This window comes from Pseudonocardia sp. CA-142604, from assembly GCF_050948475.1.
Classification (GTDB): Bacteria; Actinomycetota; Actinomycetes; order Mycobacteriales; family Pseudonocardiaceae; genus Pseudonocardia; species Pseudonocardia alaniniphila.
On sequence record NZ_CP192045.1, the window covers coordinates 1389123 to 1408456 of the forward strand.

At 72.3% G+C, this 19334-nt stretch carries 2 protein-coding genes (1 of these 2 only partly in view); both read left to right on the forward strand.

Going from position 1 to position 19334, the window contains the following annotated elements:
- Window positions 1–17983 carry the 3' portion of a hypothetical protein gene (locus ACQPZQ_RS06470; protein ID WP_433293005.1) on the forward strand. The gene continues 12713 nt to the left of window position 1, outside the view, so 17983 of the gene's 30696 nt are visible here — the last part of the coding sequence; its start codon lies off the left edge, out of view; its stop codon occupies window positions 17981–17983.
- A gap of 166 nt (window positions 17984–18149) precedes the next feature.
- On the forward strand, window positions 18150–19298 hold the full coding sequence (locus tag ACQPZQ_RS06475; protein ID WP_433293007.1) for an FAD-dependent monooxygenase: 1149 nt from the start codon (window positions 18150–18152) through the stop codon (window positions 19296–19298).
- Window positions 19299–19334: the final 36 nt, after the last annotated feature.

The window sequence follows — 19334 nt, forward strand, 5'->3', positions numbered from 1 at the left end:
CGTCGCGCGGCTCCCCGCAGCGGAGCCGGGGGCCGAGTTGCTCAGTGCTCTACGCGCGATGCTGCGTATGCCGGGTGCCGTCCGGCCATCCGACCTGACACGCCACGTCGGGCCGGGCGCCGCCCCGGAAGCGATCGCGGCGATGCTCGACCGGCTCGTCGCCGGCGGGCTGGTCGAGCGCTCCGCACCCGGCAGCGAGCCGACCTACCGGGTGGCCGATGACATCGGCCCCGCGCTGGATGCTGCTCCGGTGGCACTGTGGGACGCGCTGGGGACGCGGCCTGATCTGGTCGTGCCCGCCCTCTCCGCACTGGCGACGCCCGTTCTCATGGAGCGGCCCGAGGTGGTGCGTGCGGCCGGGCAAGAGCTGCGGGCATTGCTGACCCGCGCCATCAGTACGCGGCTGGACGAGTTGCCGTCCGACGCGGTCCGGCTGTGGATGACCGCTGCGATGCAGTCGGCGCCCGTCCCGGCCGGACGTCCGGCGTCGACCACGACCGGGGCGCCGGCAGGCAACAGCTCGGCGCGGTCCGGCGCGCCCGGCGACCCCGCCGGTGCCGGCGCATCGCCGAGCAGCCCGTCCGCGACGACGACCAGGAACGGTCGCGGCGCTGTCGCCGGAGCGGCGACAGCAGCGATCGTCGCACTGCCCGGCGGTGGGTTCGCGGTGCTGGGGGCCCTCGACGCCGCAGTCCTCTCGGCAGGCGCGGCCGTGATCGTCGCTGGTTGGGTTGCTTTCCGCATGCTGCGCCACACCGTGCAGGCCCGCGGCCCCCCGGCTGTCGGTCGCACGCTTCACCGAATGGCGGTCCGCGCACTGATCACCGTGGCGATCGCCGTGCCGCTGGTCGGTGCCCTTGCATCGGTCGCGCGCGCCGAACCGGCCGCTCGCCCGACGAGTCCGACGAGCCGGCAGCACACGAGCGGCTCGACGAGCCTCGCCGTGGTCGACCGAGACAACCCCCGGCTGATCCACTCGGGTGCCCTGGTCCGCATTCCCGGACTCCCCGTGGTCCCGGGCAGGTCGCAGAGCGCCCCGTCCACCACGCCCAACCCGAACCCGAGCCCGTCCGACACTTCGGAGCCGTCGGCGAGCGCGTCCGCGCCGTCGAGCAGCCCGGCGCCGACGGCGTCGACCCGCGCGCCGGCGAACCCTCCGACCGGCCGCCCCGTCTCTCGCGGTCCGCCCTGGGCCGTGGTCGGCGGCGCCCTCGCGGTGGTGGCGACCGCACTGGGTATCCGTGCTCTCCTGCCCCGCGCAGCTCGAATCGGCGACGCGTTCCGCAGGCCGTTCGTGGGCATGGGCCGCGGCCTGGGGGAGCTCGCGAACGCAGCGGGCGGTGCGTGGAGGCTGATGCGCCAGCGGCGCGCAGCTCGTTCCCTCGCCCGCAGCCTCGACGCGGCACGGCAGCGGCTGGAGAACGCGTCGCGCCTGCGCTGGAACGGCGGGCAGGTGGCCGCAGGCAACCAACTGCAGAGCCGGATCGGCCTCGCGCACGACGAGCTCGGCGCGATCCGGAACGGCACGTCGTCCACCGGGTTCACAGAGCTCGCCGGGCGTGTCACGGCGATCACCAACGAGGTGGACGCCCTGCTCCCGGCCACCGGCGGGCGGGCGACGAACGCCGCGGTGCCGAACCGTCGGACGGGCCGATGGGCGCCGATCAGTGCGGTCGGTGCCGCCGCACGGGCCGTGGGCGCGGGCATCGCGGCCAGGACCGCGAAGCTGCGGACCACGCGGCTGCGGGTGACGGGCGAGAACCGGATCTACCCGACCTACGTGCAGGAGCTCCTCGCGTTCATCAGCCCGGCGCTCGGCGCCATGGTGAGCCAGCTGCTGCACCTCAAGCTCCGCAAGCAGCCACGCCAGGCGGGCGAGTCGACCGCCATCCGCGAGCGGCTGCGGCGCGGCTGGGCGAAGGTCAAGAGCCTGATCTACAACCGAGCGTTCGTCGCAGGCGGGTCCACGGTGTTCGCCAAGTGGGAGCACGAGTACCTGCTGCCGTGGCGCGTCGCCGGGATGCGGCTGTGGCTGGGCGTGAAGTGGACGTTCACCGACAGCGGCAGTCTCGCCGTGCTGGACCAGCAGAGCGTCGGTGGCAAGACCACGATGCGGAAGCGGTCGCTGGGCGCCTGGCTCTCCTTCCGCGTCGGCGTCTCCTTGATCGTGGAGGCGATCGGCCGGATCGAGTCCTTCCTCCTGCACTTCGACGTCCCGGGCAAGCAGCTCGAGCAGCCGGCGGGCCGGCCGAAGCTGGTGGGCTTCCGCCCGTTCCGGTGGCTGCGCAACTACGTCGTGGCGCTGGACCTGAACCCGGTGACGTGGAAGCCGTTCACGTTCACCTCGCAGTCGCAGGTCGGTCTCGGGGTCGGTCCGCGCAACATGCAGCTGCCGAACTACGTCGAGTTCCGGATCTCGGGCCAGAAGATCGAGTTCGGCTACCGCGGCCGGGTGCGCACCTTCAACCTGGTCACCGACCCCGGCCGCTATCTGGCGACGGGCGCGCTGTGGGTCGCGCGCCGGGTGGTGGGGCCGGTGCTGCCCTCGCATGTCCGGCAGGCACTGGGCACGCTGCCGGGCTGGCTGGCCAGCCGGCGCGCCGCGACCGGCCGGGCCGTGGCCGATCGGGTGCGGACGCTGCTCCTGGCGACGCTCGACGACCAGCAGGCCGAGATCGACGCTGTCCGGACCGAGCTGGCGCAGGTCGTCGTCGCCAGGGCAGCGCAGCCGGAACCTGCGCTGCGGGTCGTCGTGGTCGGCGGTACGACGGTCTGGGTGCTCGACCCGAGCGCGGTTCTCGCCGGCCTGGAGGCGCAACTGGTCGTGCGGCTGGACAAGCTCACGAGGGCGATGACCACGAACCGTGCAAGCGTCGGCAAGCTCGTGGCGGCCCGGATCGCCGCCGCGGAGGAGAGCCTCCGTGGCGCGTCGCGGCTGCACTGGGACGACATGCAGCGCCACACGGCCGCGCAGCTCGGTGGCCGCCTGCGAGTGCTGGGCGAGGTGTTCGATCAGCTCGTGGCCGACGCGACGCCGGAGCTCAGAGCGGCCGAGCTGCGCGGACTGGTCACGCTCGCCGATGCGACCCGGGCACAGCTCGAGGCCCTGCTGGCCGCCGCGGCGCCGCGCAGCCCGCCGCCCGCATCCGGCCACACCATCGCGGCCGATGCGAGAACGCGGGAAACGGTCGAGCTGACCGAGGAGGAGCTCGCCGACTTCCACGCGGTGCGCGCCGAGCTCAGGGCCGAAGGCCGGATCGCGCCTGCCGACGCCGCGGCGTCCGCGGCCGCCGACCCGGACGGGCAGTGGGCAGGCACCGGGATGACGCTCGAGCTCGCGCGCGGGCTCAACGAGCGGATGACGCAGCGGGCGGCCCAGGCCGGCCGGCGGCAGGTCGTGATCGTGTACGCGACCGACGTGGTCACCGGCGCGGTGACGGCCGACCGTGACCTGTTCGAGCAGCGGATCCGCCGCCTGCCCGAGGACGTCCGGCGCGCAGCCGCGGCGCACGAGCACCACCACGTCCAGCACCCGACGGACACGGAAACGGCGACCTTCGTAGCGCACGGGCCGTCCAGCGCGCAGGTCGTCATGCTCGCCGGACCGCGACGTGGTGGCGTGGTGGCGCGTTCGGTTCGGCGCGCGCTGCACGCACTGCATGCGCGCCTCGCCCCCGTGCTGGTGGACGCGGCAGCGCAACCCGGCATCGGCATCGTCGCCCCGGGCGCGCGCACGGGAACCCTCGCCGAGGTGGCAGCCGCCGCCGCCCCGGGAGTGGTGTCGCAGGTCCGAGCAGCGTGGAGCTCGCGTTCGACGCGGGGGCCGCCGCGCGGTGTCGTCCGGTTGGCCCGGGACCTGCGCGTCGGAGCCGCTGTGTGGTGGCTCGACACGGCGGCCGGCCTGAACCGCGCGTTCGGGTCGCGAGGGCTGCCCGAGCTCCCGGTCACCTGGACCACGCCTGCGTTGCGTGCGGCGGTGATGGCCGCGCTCACGAAGTGGCGGGTCCGTGACGTCGGCCGGGAGCACCGGATCTACGTGCCGTACCTGCAGGTGTTGCTCGGGCAGATCCCGGTTGTCGGCCCGTTGCTGCGGATGATCGACCTGACCCAGCTGCTGCATCTGAAGTTGCGGGTGTTCGACGAGACGCAGCGCCTGGGTGCCGAGCCACGGCCGCGCGGGCTGCGGGCGAAGTTGCGCAGGATCGCCGGGTTCGTCGGCGCGCTGCGCTACAACCGGGCGTTCGTCGCCGGCCTGCCGGTGACGCATCCGCCGGTCGGCCCGGAGATCCACGGCCACCACGCCGGCCTGGGGCTCAAGGTCAGTGGAGGCGTCTACGGCCTCTACAGCGACCTCACCGTCGCCGAGATCAAGAAGCCGCTCGCGGGCGACAACATCGCCGTCGGAACGTTCGTGCTGTTCCGGATCGACGTGCAGCTCTACCTGGGGCCGATCCGAGTTGCTCTCGGCTTCATCACCTTCCACGTGGCGGGCAAGAAGCTGACGAAGAAGTTCGCGGCGCCGCGGCGCGTGGGGTGGCAGCGCCTGAACGTCTGGCGCTGGGCCAGGGACTGGCGTGCGGTGCACGACCTGAGCGTGGCCACGACGGACCTCTTCGACTGGCTGTCGCAGTTCCACCTCGTGCTCGGGATCGGGCCTCGCGACCCGGTGGTGCCCCACTTCGCCGAGTGGCGCGTCGCCCTGCTGAACCTGACAGTCGTCGAGTACGGCGAGGCGGGCAAGCCGATCAACCTGCTCTCACGTCCGGGACGCGCGGCACAGGAGCGGCTCGCGAGGAGGTCCGGCACGCCCCCGGCCGTGGCCGAGCCGGGCCGGCCGGAGTCGCGCCGGAGCACGCTCGCCGAGCGCCGGGCCGCCCAGGATCGGCGGGTGCGGGACCGCACGCTGGCCCGGCTGCACTTCGCGGTCGAGCGGCAGCGTGCACGACTGGCCCGGCTGGAGCGCGCGCTCCGGGCTACCGACGAGCGGCTCGTGCGGCTCCTGACGAGCGGGGCCTCCGACCTGACCGTCCGGGCCATGGGCGCGCGGCGGTCCTGGCTGCTGAGGACGCGGGCGCGCCTGATCGAGGTGATCGGCGAGAACCAGGGGCAGGCCCGCGCGATCGCCGAGGGTGCCGGGAGCGCCGGCGCCAGGGACGGGCAGCAGACTGCCACGCCGGCGTCACTGCTGCTGGTGGCGCCGAGGGCGCAGCGGCCGGGCGTGCGGGAGTCCGGAACGGTGCCCGGTTCCGTGCCCGGGCGGGTCGGCTTCGATCTGGGCCAGGCGGTGGCCGGTCGCACCGAGAGCGGCCTCGAGAGCGTCCGGAACGGCGACGCCGTGGCCGCTCGGCGTGACGCCGACGGCCGGGTGGCCGTGGCGGTCGCCGACCAGCAGGCCGGGGCTTCGGGGATCACCGCCGCGGACGTGGCTGTCACCGCCGCGATGGACGCGCTGCACACCCAGGATCCCGACGCGCCTGCCGAGCGTGTGGCGCGCGCCGCGTTCGCGGCCGCGGCAGCAGCGACGGCCGGCCGTGCGATGGCGGCCGCGGGTTCGGCGGACGAGGCTCCGCCCACCACGACCCTGCTGATCGCCGTGGCGACACCCACGGGCCGCGGCACCACCCGGGTGGTCGTGGCCTGGGTCGGCGACAGCCGGGCCTACGTGGTCCGGGAGGGCGGTGTCGCCGGGCAGGTGACCGACGACCACATCTGGACCGTGCTGCAGGAAGGCACTGCGGACCCGGTCACCGCGCCAGGTCAGGTCGTCACGCGCTGGCTGGGCACCGACCGGTCGGCCCATCTGGACGTCGTGGTCGTCGAGGTCACCGGGCCGGGCGCGCTGATCCTCACCACCAACGGCCTGCACGACCACTTCCCGACCCCGGACTCCCTGGCGGCCGCCGCTCTCCCGGTGACCGCACCGGGCCGGGCCGCCGACGCGCTTCTCGACGCCGTCCGCGCGGCGGGGGGTACCGACGACGCCACCGCCGCCGTCGTCGCGCTGAACCGGGGCGGCACCGGACACGGGACGCCTGCACCGCGTCGGGACGGCGGGCGTCGGATCGGGGGTGTGGCACCTGCGGTGGGGGTCGCGGTTCTCCTGGGGCTGGCGGCCGTCGTGGACATGGTGACGGGACAGCACAGTGGATTCGCCACGGCTGCGGCCGGGGTGCCGTTCTGGGGCCTGTTCGCCCGGGGTCTGTCTCCGGCGCGGTTGGGTGAGATGCGGGACGTCGAGGTGGTGGTCGACGGGTCGCAGGGCTCGTTGCCCAGGGTGCTCTCGGCGGAGACCGCCGACGGAACGCGGTGGATCAAGCCGGGGCGTAGCCGCTTCCACCCTCTTGCCGCCGTCGCGAGCGCGATCCAGTTCCGCATCCTGGGCGGCCTCGCGCCTGACACACAGCTGGTGATTGCGACGGAGCCGCGCGACCTCGGCGACGGTCGTGTCATCGCCCGGGGTGAGCCGGTCGAGATCGCCGTCCACGCGCCCGGCCGCGTGGACGCCCTCCTCCATGTGCGGCCTGCGCTGCGCGACGACATCTACGACCAGCTCGCGGGCACGTTCGTGGCGAACGCGCTGTCGGGCAACTGGGACGGGCCCTCGCCGAAGAATGTCGTCCTCGCCCCCGACGGGCGGGCGGTTCAGATCGACTTCGAGCTGTCCGAGCGGTTCCTTCCCGAGAGCCAGTGGCGAGGGGCGCGGCCGTTCGTCCACATCGGAATGCCGCCTGTTGAGCGTGGTGAGTCGCTGGCGAGCTGGCTGCGCGTACTCCTGCACGCTCGTCCCGGCGCCTATGGACGGCTCGCCGAGGACGAGATCGTCGCGCAGCTCGGCGAGGCACTCCGCCGTCGCGACCGGTTGCTCGCCACCACCCTCGACGGTGCTGCGCTCACGCGGACACTGCGCGACCTCGAGTGGATCGAGCAGGTCGTGGCCGCCGGTCGCCTGAGCGCGGCGCCGCATGGCGCGGAGGTCCGTGATTCGCTGGCGCTGGCCCGGGCCGTCGCTCAACAGCGATACGGGCTCGGTGACCCGGCCCGTCGGGCGCGTTACCAGGCTGAGGCCACTGCCCGTGCGAACGCCTTCGAGGTCGCGCTCGGGTCACACGCGGGGCATCCGGCGCAGTTGGGCCGCGAGGAGCTGGCGGCGCGGTTCGACGAGGGGCGGCTCCTCGGCGTGCACGGGTACGACGAGGCCGGCAGCACCTGGTCGGCCACCATCGCGGATGGCGCTGTCGGCACGCCGTCGCAGGTCGAGGCGGCGCCCCGTCTCGTCGTGGGCCCTGTCTCGGACCCGGCGTCGAGCCTCGGCCCGGGCGCCCCGGTGGATCGGGTCGACGACGCCGCAGTGGCCGACCTTCCGGTCGAGCACTACAAGGAGGTGCTCTTCACGGACCTGGGCTACACCGCGTTCACCGGCCCCCGGATCGGGGCGCTCGCAGAGGTCATGTCCGCACTGCGGGTGGGTGGGACCCTGACCATCCGGATCGATGCTGACGCCTACCCCTATCTGCCCGAGGTGACCACCGCCCTTCGCGGGCTCGGTGCCGCAGAGGTCACCGTGTTGACCGAGCCCGACCGGATCGTCGCGGTCAAGGCCGCACAGCCGTCGCGCCCGGCCCTGCTCGAGATCCATCGGCGTGTCGCCGACCGGGCCCGCGCGATGCTCGCTCGTCCTGGCGGGCCGGGTGGCAAGCGGTTCACCTGGTTGCAGGACGCGGTGGGCATCGGCGCACCGAGCCAGTCGCGCACCGACCTGCTGGTTGACCTGCTGCGTCACGCGGAACATCGGCTGGGCAACAGCACACCTGCCGTTCCCGCGGCGGGTGTCGCGGGCCCGGTCCGTTCCGCGCTGACATCGGAACAGCAGGCGACGCTCGATCGGGAGATCGTCCGCCGGGGTCGGCACCTGTTCACGAGACCGGTGAGATGGGCCGCGGCCCTCAGAGACCTGCCGGGTTATGTCCGCAACTCCCGGTGGACGACGACGGTCGTCGGGAGCCTTCTCGAACAACTCGCGGTGCCGGTGATGCAGGAGCTCGCTGATCGTCGCGGTGAGTTGATGCTGAAGAACGTCCTGGTCCGGATGGTGACCGACTCCGGGAAGGTACTGGGCGACCTGCTCGAACTCGACTATCTCTTCGTCGACGCCTCCGGTCCCGTGCGGTACGTCAGCGTGAAGGCGAACGCAAAGAGGTTCACGCCGACCGCGGAACGCGCACTCCTCGAACGGTTGCTGACGCTCGTTCCGGACCAGCCGGGCGAAGCGCTGCGGAGCCATCTCACCGAGCTGGGTGCTCAGGATCCCAAGACGATCGCCCGGATCGTCGACCTGGTCGTGTCGTGGGATGGCTCGGACGCCCCGATGTCGTTGCGCGAGTTCCGTAAGACCTACGTCAGAGGTGTGGAGGCCGACCAGGTCGAGATCGACAAACTCACACCCGCTCGCGCCGCGGGCGACGGGTACCGGATCGGTCTGACCCCCGAGCAACTGCTCAACGAGGTGGTGTTGAGCGTCGGACGGACGCTCGCGGCGTTGCAAGAGGCACAGTCGGGGCAGGCCTCGGGGGGCGGCCACGGGGACGAAGGGCGGGCGCAGATCGGCTACCTCCTCGGCGTCACCGGCGTGGTCGGCGCTGTCGGCGCGGTTGCCGTTCTTGCCGGCCCCGCGGCGGCGGCGCTCGTCGGTGTCGCGTCGGGTGTCGCGGCCGGTGTCACTGCTGCCGTCGTGCGTGGGCGGGCGGTGCTGCGTGATCGCGCGCCGCGGTCCGGCGCCCGTCCCGCGGAGCCGTTCGGGAGCGGCGGAACCGGTGGGGCGGTGGCTATCGGTGGGCTGTCGCGGCAGGAGACCCAGGAACTGGTCGAGTGGCTGCCGAGCGTGTCGGAGCACCTGCGTCCGTTGGAGGACGTGCTGGCCGGCTTCCCTCGCGGGCCGCCCGGCGCGCCGCAGGTACGGCTGCTCGACACCGCTGCGGCCGCTGCGCGGGCTGGCACCGGGCTGCGTGGCGTGCTGGGTCGGCTCGTGGCGTTCACGTGGCACGACCCGGACCTGCCCTCGGGCGCTGACGGCGTCATGGTCCTCACCGAGGCGATGGGGAGGGAGATCGAGGGGCATCTCGCTGCCGGACGGATTTCGGTGGACTGGTGGCACCGGCTGGTCTCGCACGAGATCGAGTTCCACCTCGCCGGGCGCGACGACGGGCACGGGCCCGCTCACGACGCCGACGCTCTGGTTCTCTCCGACGAGCTCCTCGACGCGCGGCTGCGGACGGGTGCGGAGCGGGACCGGATCTCCGGTGCGCGGGGTCCGGCCGCCGGCCCGGCAGAGCTGGATCTCCTTGCAGGCCTGCATGGGCGGCTACAGGTCCGTGGTGTGCGGAGCGAGGAGGCACGGGTCGGCCCCTATGCCATCGTCGTGGACGGCGTCCGCGTGGCGATCTACAAGACGCTGCCTGCCGACCGCCCGCGGGAATGGAGGGACGGCGAACCGGTTCGCGAGATCGGCGCCTACCGGCTTGCCGAGGAGCTCGGGTGGGACGACCTGGTTCCCGTCACAACCGAATGGCAGGGGCCGCACGGAGCCGGCTCGCTCCAGGAGTGGGTGCACGGAACGCAGCCGGGGGAGTGGGAGATCGCTGGTTACGAGTCGTTCGACAGGGAGCGGACGGCGGTCCTGGACTACGTCATCGGCAACACCGATCGAAACCCGGGCAACTACCTCGGCCATCTCGGCGAGCTGCGGCTGATCGACCATGGTCTGGCCTTCCCCCGCCGCGCTGAGCTGGTCCGCCACACCGCGGACGTCGTCATCGACTCGGAGTTCGTGGTCGAGCAGCAAGGCGAACCGCTGAGTGACGGCGTGCTGGCCGACGTCCGTGCGCTGGACCCGGCGCGCATGGGCGAGCGGCTGCGTACGACTGGGCTCGGAGACTACGAGGTCGAGGCTGCGCTGGCGCGGCTGCGGGAGATCCAGGAGCACGGCACCATCACCGGGGAGGCCTGGCAGGCACAGCGGCGCGAGGCGTGGAGCGGGCCCGATTCGGAGTTCCCGCCACAGGGGATCGGACTTCCCGACGACGACTCGTCCGACGACGACCTGTTCGGCGACTTCGGGCACGGTGACGAGGGTGCGGCGACGCCCGGTCTGATGATCGGTGCGACCGCGGCCCTCGGGGCGCTGGGCGCGTTCGGCTTCCTCGTCTCGCCTGGCACAGCAGTGGCTCTAGGTGCCACCGGGATGGCCGTCGCGGCGTTGCGCAGCATCCGTGGCTGGACTGTTCGCGGTCCGCCGGCGCGCGTGTTGTCACGACAGGCGGTCGATGGGCTGGGCGACCACCGGGGCCACCTGCTCGCGCTGGACAAGGACGGCCGGTTCGCCGACCTGCATGCCTCCGCGATGGCCGGTGTGCTGGACGCGGTGCTGGACGTCCTCGACGAGTTGGGGCCGGAAGAACGGCTCGGTAACGCCGGGCGCGGAGCGATGCGCGACGCCTCCCCGCGCGGACGGTGGTCGACCGAGGGGCTCGCGTTCCTGCTCGGCGACGAGCTGAACCACCAGGTCGGCCAGGTGCTGGCGGCTCGCGGCCTGCCGCACATCACCATCGTTTACTTCCTCGATCGGGCCGGCCGGAGGGTGGTGGCGGACCGGAAGCTGTTTGCCGAGATCAGGCGTCTACCGCTCGACGTCCGCACCGCCATGGAGGATCACGAGCTCGTCCACTGGCGCTACGCCAGTTTCTCCGAGCATGAGGTGTGGCGCTACACCGCGGGTGATGGGCGGACGCCGGTCACCGGACCCGTACTGCCGGCGGGCCTGCGGCTGCGGACCCTCGGGAAGGTCGAGTTCCTCCGCACGCTCGACTCGCGGGCGGTCGGCGCGGACGGGCGGCTCGGCGAGCCGATCAGCCGGACCGTTCGCGGTGGCCGCCCCAAGTCGATGCTCGTGAGTGACGGCGGCGGGAACCTGCTGGTCGTCAAGCATTGGGACAACGACCCCGCCACGGTGATCCGCACGGTTGTCGCGGCCGCCGTCTACGGAGTTCTCGGTGTGCCGGTTCCCCGCACGTGGCTCGCGATCGCCACCGAGGACGCAGCCGGTGGAGAGGTCCGGGCCGGTGACGTCGTGGAGGTTGCCGAGTACATCGACGGCGAGATGCCCGCCTTCGACTCGCCGGCGCAGCGCGCTCGGTTGGCAGGCGAATGGCCCGGCAACGCACTCCTGCAGGACTGGGATGCGCAGCGCCTGAAGCGGGACAACATGAAGCGGCGCGGCGGGAGCGACTACCGGATCGACTTCGACACCGCGATGCGTCCGGGGATGGGGCTGCCGGTCGAGGGCTTCCGCATCCCCGTCCAGGAGCACGAGCGACTCGCCGCTGCCGTCCACGGGAGGCTGACACCCGACGCCATCCTCGCGAGGCTTCGCTGGATCGTGAGCCTTCGCGACCAGATTCTGGCCCGGGTTCCCGCCGGTGAGCTACACAGCATGATGGTCGCCAGGCTGGACTGGGCCGACGAGGTGGCGCGTACCGAGGAGCTCCCGCCGCTGCTGCTCGCCGACCTCGACGAGGCACGACAGGCCATGGCGGCGATGTTCCCGGCCGACCGGCCCGGGATCGACGTACCCACCGCAGGCCGTCCCACCGACGAGACGAGCGACGGCCTGGTTCCCGACGTGCTCCGGCTGGTAAGCCCGGGAGATCTCGGGGCACTCGTCGCTGCCGGCTTCCCGGTCTGGATGCACGGACACCGCATGACAGGCGGGGGCGTCGGGCTCTGGGAGATTTCCATGCGCGCCTCCGATGCGACGGATGAGAACAGCCGCGAGTGGACACCGGACGTCGTGCACGTCGATCAACGGCGTGTGCTGGCCGCGATGACGGGGATGCCCGGGATGCGGTCCCCGCCGGGGGAGGAGCCCGGCGCGCGTCGTCACCCGGGCGGCGCCCAGCGGCGGGGTGGGGCGGTCGCGGTCCTGCGGGAGACAGGCGAGCCCACACGACTCGACGCCGGACCGACCGGCGCGTTGCGGCACGGTGGGGGTGGACCGTCGGCGGGCGGCCCGGGCGAGACCGGTGCGGGTGACCTCGCCATGGTCGGGCAACGGCCGGCCACTTTCCGGCCCGTCCACGCCGTCGGTCTCGGTCCGGACGGTGAACTGCTGGACCTCGGCCGGCCGGATATGACGGCGGTGCTGGACACGCTCGTCGACACCGTGCGCTCGTTCGACGTGCGGATCCTCCCGTCGGCCTCGCCGGCCCAGGGGAGGCTGGCCAGTCCTCAGGGTGTCTGGACGGCCGAGCGACTGGATCTCGTCGTCGCTGATCTCGGCGTCGCGCTGGCATCCCTGTTGGAGGCGCGCGGACTGCCGCGGATCGATGTCGTGTACGTCCTCGACCGCGCGAAGCGACGGATGATCGTCGACCGGATGTGGGCCGCGGACCGGCTCAGCCGGTTGCCGACGGCGGTGCGGGTCGCGCTGGAGGAGCACGTTCTTCTCCAGTGGCGGCACGGCGACCGCACAGAGGATGAACTGTGGCAGGCCGTCACTCTCGGACGCTCCGCTCCGTCGGCAGTCGGTACGGGGTTCGAGCTGCATCAGCTCGACGGGGCGAGCTACGTGGGACGCGTCGGGAACAGGCTGGTCGGTCTCGACCGGCCGATGGCCATGCACGTCCGGGGCGGCATCGGTGACGACTGGGTCGCCAAGCTCCGGAGCCCCGATGTGCTGATCAGCTCGCTCACCGCTGCGTCGATCGGAAAGCTGGTGGCCGAGCGCTGGTCCGGCGAGCGGATGTTGAGGCCTGTCCGCGCTCGGCTGGGGATCGCGGCCGAGACCCTGAGGGACAAGAGCGGCCGAGAGGTGCTGGCTGCCGGTCGCCCGGTGGAGCTGAGCCGATACGTCGGGGGAGCGCCGGCCGACCTCCGCAACGATCGATCGCACCGGGCTCAGGTCGCCGCTACCTGGGCGCTGCTCGCCCTGTTCCGGGACGAGGCGCTCGATCTGCCCGGGCCGGGCGTCGTCGCGGACAACCTCCGGACGGACGGCAGGACGGAACAGCTGTGGTGGGTCGACTTCGAGGAGGCATTGCGCCCTGACCACCGGTCGCCGGATCTCGCGTTCCGCATCGGCGCCGACACACGGTTGATCTTCGGCAGGAACTCCGAGGAGGACGTCCGCGCCCAGCTCGCACACATCGCCGGCCTGCGGGCGGAGATTCTGGCCAGGGCACCGGCGGAGCAGCAGCGTTTGATGCTGACAGGTCGTCTCGACTGGATCGACGCCGCGCTGACCGCGCAACAGCTGCCGGCGAACCTGACCGAGGACCTGCGGATCGCTCGGCAGCAGGCCGCGACGAAGTACCGCGATGACCGATCTCCGGTTCGGCCGGACGAGCGCCTCCCGCAGCCGTCGGCGCAGACCGGGGAGGACGCGACGGCGCCGACATTGATGCTGGCGCAGACCGAGCAGCTGCTCCCGCTCGTCCGCCGAGGGCGTGTGTGGGTTCACGGCTACCGGCCGTGGGCCGGGGAACTGTGGGAGATCACGATCCGGCCGGGCGACGCCGAGGTCGTCGACACGGTGCCCTGGACCCCGGAGCTCCACGATGCCGACCCCCGGCATGTTCACGCGGCGCTGACCGCGGTGGCTGGGGAACGGCCGGGCCGGAGTCCGGTCGCCGGCACACTGACCGGCGACGGCAGCGACCCGTTCCATCGTCGTGGCCCTCCCGACGCGGCGCCGGAGCGGCAGGGCGGGGCCGTCGCGGTCCTTCGGGGGACGGGCGAGCCGGTCCGGCTCGATGACGGTGAGCACCGGGCGGTCGTCGCTGCGTTGGAGCGCAAGCGGGCCGCTATGTGGGAGATCGCCCCGGACGCCGTATGGGCCGGGTACGCACCGCGGTCCTACGCGGTACCTGCCCTGAACGACGAGCTGGCGTCGCGGTTCGCCGTCGTGATGTTCGTGGCGCCCGATCCAGCGGACCCGGATCGCCTGGCGGTGTTCGTCGATGCGGAGGTGCTGGAGAGGCTGCCGTTGCTCCCCGCGGAGTGGCGTCGGCTGCTGGCGGATCGGGAGCTGGCGCGGCTGAACGGTGTGGCCGAGGACGACGTGCAGGCGATGCCACTGCCACCGGCGTGGGCGCTGTCTGCGCTCGTCCGGCCTCGCCTCGGGTACGGCGTGGTCACCGGGCCGATGACCGCGACCGAAGAGCGGAAGCTCGCGCGGCTGCTCGCTGCAGGCCTCGGCCGCCAGCCCCTGTCTCACCGGGGTGGGCGAGCGGCTCTCAACTGGAGTTCCTGGGCATCCGAGCTCGCTCGCCTTCGCCTGCAGCGGATGCAGACGGAGCTGATCAGCTACACCGTGGCCGACGTCCACGGTCGCGCGTGGACGGTGCGGTTCCGGCACACGATCGCCGAGGTCGACCAGCTCGTGCGCCAGAAGATGCTGCCCGCGGAGTACGTGGCGGAGCTCGACCGGTACGCGGGCACCGGGCCACGGATCGACCTGCAGCGGGCGGTACTCGTCGCAGAGCTGACCACCGCGCGGATCCAGCGTCATGATGAGCTGGAGCGCTCCCGTCGCGAAGGCGGTGCGGGGTCGACGCGGCTGCTCAGCCTGAGGTCGCTGCTCGCGCAGGTTGCAGCGAATCCCGGGGTCGGCCTCGACCGGCTGCGGGAGACCTCCCTGCCCGTCGCGCGGGAGGAGGCCCGGGCATTGATGCGGCAGCTCACCGATCTCGGGCTGGTCCGGGTCGGTGTGGACGGTGACACGTTCGGGCCGGTGCAGCAGGTGCTGGACCTGCTGAGACAGGTGGACCATCGAGAGGAAGAGACGGACCCGCTGGTTCGGCGGCTGCTCGACGCCGTCGCGGCGCTGTTGTCCCTGCGCCCGGCGCTGTGGGCGGCAAAGGCGTCGTCGGGCCCGTCCCCGCTCGCCGTCGCCGCGTCGTGGACACCGGGCCGGGCGATGGGACAGCTGGTCCGGCACTTGCGCGAGCGCCCGGAGCTCGCGTTGCACGGGGACGGCCCGGTCACCTACCTCGATGTGCTGCACACCGTCGCGGCGACCCCGTCCGGCGTCCCCGCCGAGGGTGACTTGACGGCGCTCCGGGTCCTCCACGCGGCCGGGCTGGTCCGGCTCGACGACCGGGAGCAGACATACCGGGCCGGCGCCGCGGAACGGCGGCTGATCGGCGAGCTCGCCGGTCGGGACGAGGTCGACGCGCGCGATTACGCCTTGGCTCTGGCGGACCTCCAGCAGTTGTTGGAACGGCGGCCCGCTGCCGGCGACCGGACCGAGCACGTGCTGACCGAGACGTTGGCCCGGATGTCCACGGTCGAGGCCAGCCCGTTCCACGCGGATTCGCATCGGGAGGGCCTCTGGGAGCCGGGACCGCTCAGCTACGGAGCTGTCCTGCTGCGGATCCGCGATGCACCTGGCGCTACCGCGGGAGAGATCGCCGACGGGCTCGGGCTGCGCGATGAGGACGTCGTTCGTGCGGCGGCCGAGAACCTGACACGCCTGGGTCTGGCAGCAGTCGTCCGTCACCCGAGGCACGAAGATCGTTACGAGCCGGCCGATTCAGCCATCGGACTCGTCGCCGATCTCGTCGATCCACGCCAGATCACGGACGCCGAGTACCGGGCAGCCATCTGGGATCTCGCAGGGCTCCTCATCCGGGAGCCGCCGCCGTGGCTGGACGAGCTGGCCGACGCCGTGCAGCGCGCCGCTGACCTGTCCAGCGGCCCAATGCGACCCGGGCACCGGTTCGACGAGCGACGCGCGCCGTTGCCGCTGAACTACCTGGACCTCTTGCTGGCCATCGGCCGTTCGCCGGGAACGGACACGGTCGGCGTCGCGCTCAGCCTGAATGTCGTGATCGACAGCGTGCACCCCAGACGGATGGTGAGCCTCTCACCCCATCTCGTCCGCATCACCCGGTGGACGTTGACGGTGACTCTGGACGGAGCTGTCCAAGCCCCGTATCAGCCGGGCGACAGCCCGCACCGGACCAAGTACACGTTCGAGCTCACCGAGCTCGGACAGCGATTCGCCGACGTCGTGGCCAGACCGGACAGAGAGCCGGATCAGGCGAACCGGCAGGCGCTGCTGCGCATTGCCGCCCTGTTCCGCGACGCGCTCAGCCTGAGCCATGACGCGATGACCGACCTGGCTGCCGAGCTCGCCCGACTGCTCCTGCCCGGCGAGTCCCCGGACAGGGCGGACGGCGGCGGTTCTCGCGGCCTGGGGATCGATCAGGTGGCATCGATCGCCCGAGTTGAGCGGGGGACGGTCGGTGCTTGGCTGTCACAGGGCCGGCTGCAGCGCAATCACCGGGGCAGGGTCGATCCTCTGGTCCTCATACGGTTCCTCGCGGAGCGGACCGGACACGTGCCGGCTGCGGAACTCGAACCGCCGGGTTCGCGCACCTGGTCGTGGCGGGCTGCGCTCGACGCGGTCGCTGCGGCGCCGACGGGCCTTCTGAGCCTGACGCCAGAAGCCTCCGCAGCGGCTCTCGGCCGGCGCTTGGGATGGCTCGCTGTGCGTGGACTGCTCGACCGGGAGGACGACAGCGCCCGTATCGGCTTCCGCATGCCTGAGCACACCCGTCGGCTGCTGCATGACATCGACCATTCCGTGACCTACCTCGGAAGTGACTACGAAGGACATCTCGAGGTGCTCGGCGCCCTGCTGGACCTTCGAGGGGAAGACGACGAGTGGGGTGCGAGGAACGTCGAGGTGATGCTCGCTGCAATGCGGGGCCTTCCGGACGGCGCGCTCGCCCGGACCCACACACCCTCACGGGCGGAGGTGAACCGGAGGTCACTGCACGGCATGCTGTTGCTGTTCCGTGCCGCCCCCCGTGGCCTCAGTGCCAACGATGTGGTCGCGCTCATCGAGGGTATCCACGCCGAGGCGACAGCCCAGCGACTCATGACCATGGCCGACTGGGAACTGCTCGAACGCGTGCCTGACGAGGACCGCCGCCGTCCGGCCGGCCGGTTCAGGTGGCGGTACGTCCTCACCGAGGAGGGTCGCTCCTTCCTGGCGGACATGGACAACCGGGCGTTGACCCATCGTCCGCTGCACGGTGAGGCTCTGGAGCGTGCCGCGCAGCTCCTCGGCAAACTGCCGAGCCTCGCACCTGCGTCGAAGCGCACGGCAGAGCTCTTCGTCGCCGTGCGGCTCGCGCAGCTGCTTCCGGCTTTCGGGACACCGGCAGCGAACTCGCTGCGCAGCACCCTGGACGTCCTGGTCGGCCATCCGGACGGACTCACGGCCTCACAGCTGGCGGAGATCACCGGCTCGGACGAGAGCGAGATGCGACAACGGCTGGCGTTGTTCGCGGCGTCGGAGCTGGTGATCCGGACCGGTCGAGACGGCGTTCGTCCGGCCGACGACGCTTCCGCGATCCTGGCGGAGCTCGATCGGCGGGAGACCCACCACGGCACGCGGCTGCCCCTCGCGCTGCTCGTGCTGCACCTCAACAGCTCCGAGAGCCTGGACCCGTCCTCGGCGCCAGCCGCGGAGATCGCTCGGGCGGTCGCGGACGCACGGTCGGTGGTGAGACGGCTGCCTCCGGCCCTCGACGTTCCCATCCGGCGGGATTCGGTTCGAGCCCTGCTCGAGCTCCTCGCGCACGCCACGGGAGCGTTGACCGTGCCCGAGCTCGCCGAGGCGACCGGGATCAACATGTTCCGGACCCGTGAACGAGTGCGCGTGCTGGCAGAGGGCGGGCTCGTCGATCGGGTGCGGTCACGCCGGCCGGGGAGCCACCCGCGGCAGCTGGACATCGCGCTGTCCGATTTCGGTCGACGCCTCCTCGATGCCACACGCAGTCCGGAGTTGCGTCGACGACCGGAAGTTCGCGACCTCCTCCGGCTGCTCGAACGGCCCATGCTCCTGAAGCCCGGGGCGCCGTCGACGAACGAGTTGCTCACCGCACTCGAAGCTGTGCAAGCGGCCGTCCCACGCTCCTAGCCGTGAGAACCGCGGTGGCACCCTTCGCTCGCCGGCGGACGTGTGACCAGGCCGAATGGGCTCTTTCGGAGGTTCGTTCCACCCTCGGGCCGGGGACCTCATGACTCGAGCACGGCGTTCAGCGCCGTCGACGGGTACCGGCGTTACTGTCACGGCCGGAGGGATCATGACGCACGCTGTGATCATCGGAGGGGGCATCGCCGGGGCGGTCACCGCCGTGGCGCTGCGCAAGGCCGGCATCGGCTCCACCGTCTACGAGGCGTACCCGACCCCGGCCGACGACGTCGGCGCCTTCCTCACCCTGGGTGTCAACGGCATGGACGCACTCGCGGCCGTGGGGCTCGACGGCGCGGTCGCGGCAGCGGGGGAGCCGGCACGCCGTATCGAGGTCTATGACGCCGACGGCGCGAAGGTCGGTGAAGGCCCGCTGACCGGCGCCGACTCACACGACCTGGTGCCCAGGACGTTCCTGCGCTCCGCGCTCTACCGGGTGCTGCTCGACGAGGCCGAGCGGCGCGGGGTTCGGGTCGAACGCGGGCGCAGGCTCGTCGACGCCACCACATCGGACGGGCAGGTGCACGCCGTGTTCGCCGACGGCAGCCACGCCCACGGTGACCTGCTCGTCGGCGCCGACGGCGTGTGGTCGGTGACCCGCGGGCTCCTCGACCCGGACGCGCCGGCGCCGCGCTACACCGGCCAGCACATCGTCTACGGCTTCAGCACGGCGGCGCCGGTCGCGGTGCCTGCCGACACGTACCGGATGGTGCGTGGCCGTCGCGCGTTCTTCGGCGTCATCGGGGGGCCTCGGGGTGGGCTGTGGTGGTTCGCCAGGGTGCCCGCCCCGGAGCTGACGAAGGCCGAGCTCGCCGACATGACGACGCACTGGTGGCAGGACCGGCTCGTCGCCGTGTTCGGCGATGACGGCGGCCCGGCCGTGGAGGTCGTCGCGGCCACCGACCGGATCGTCGGGCACAACGACTACGACATCGCCACCGTCCCCTTGTGGCATCGCGGCCGGATGACGATTGCGGGCGACGCCGCCCACGCGGCCTCGCCGTCGGCGGGTCAGGGCGCGTCGATGGCGGTCGAGGACTCCGTGGTGCTCGCGAAATGCCTGCGCGATGTGCCCGGCGTGGGGCGCGCGTTCGCCACGTACGAGGCGCTGCGCCGTCCCCGTGTGGAACGGCTGGTCGAAGCCGCAGCCGCACTGAGCAGCCGCAAGCCCCAGCAGCAGCCGCCCAAACGCAGCCAGAGTGACCGCGACTGGATCCGCGACCACCACATCGACTGGGACTCTCCGGTCGAACCGGACTGATCGGCGCCACCGAGGACCGTCCACTGACAGGATCGG

Coding starts and splice junctions, on each gene's coding strand:
- ACQPZQ_RS06475 (WP_433293007.1), top strand. CDS start 18,150: ATGACGCACGCTGTGATCATCGGAGGGGGCATCGCCGGGGCGGTCACC.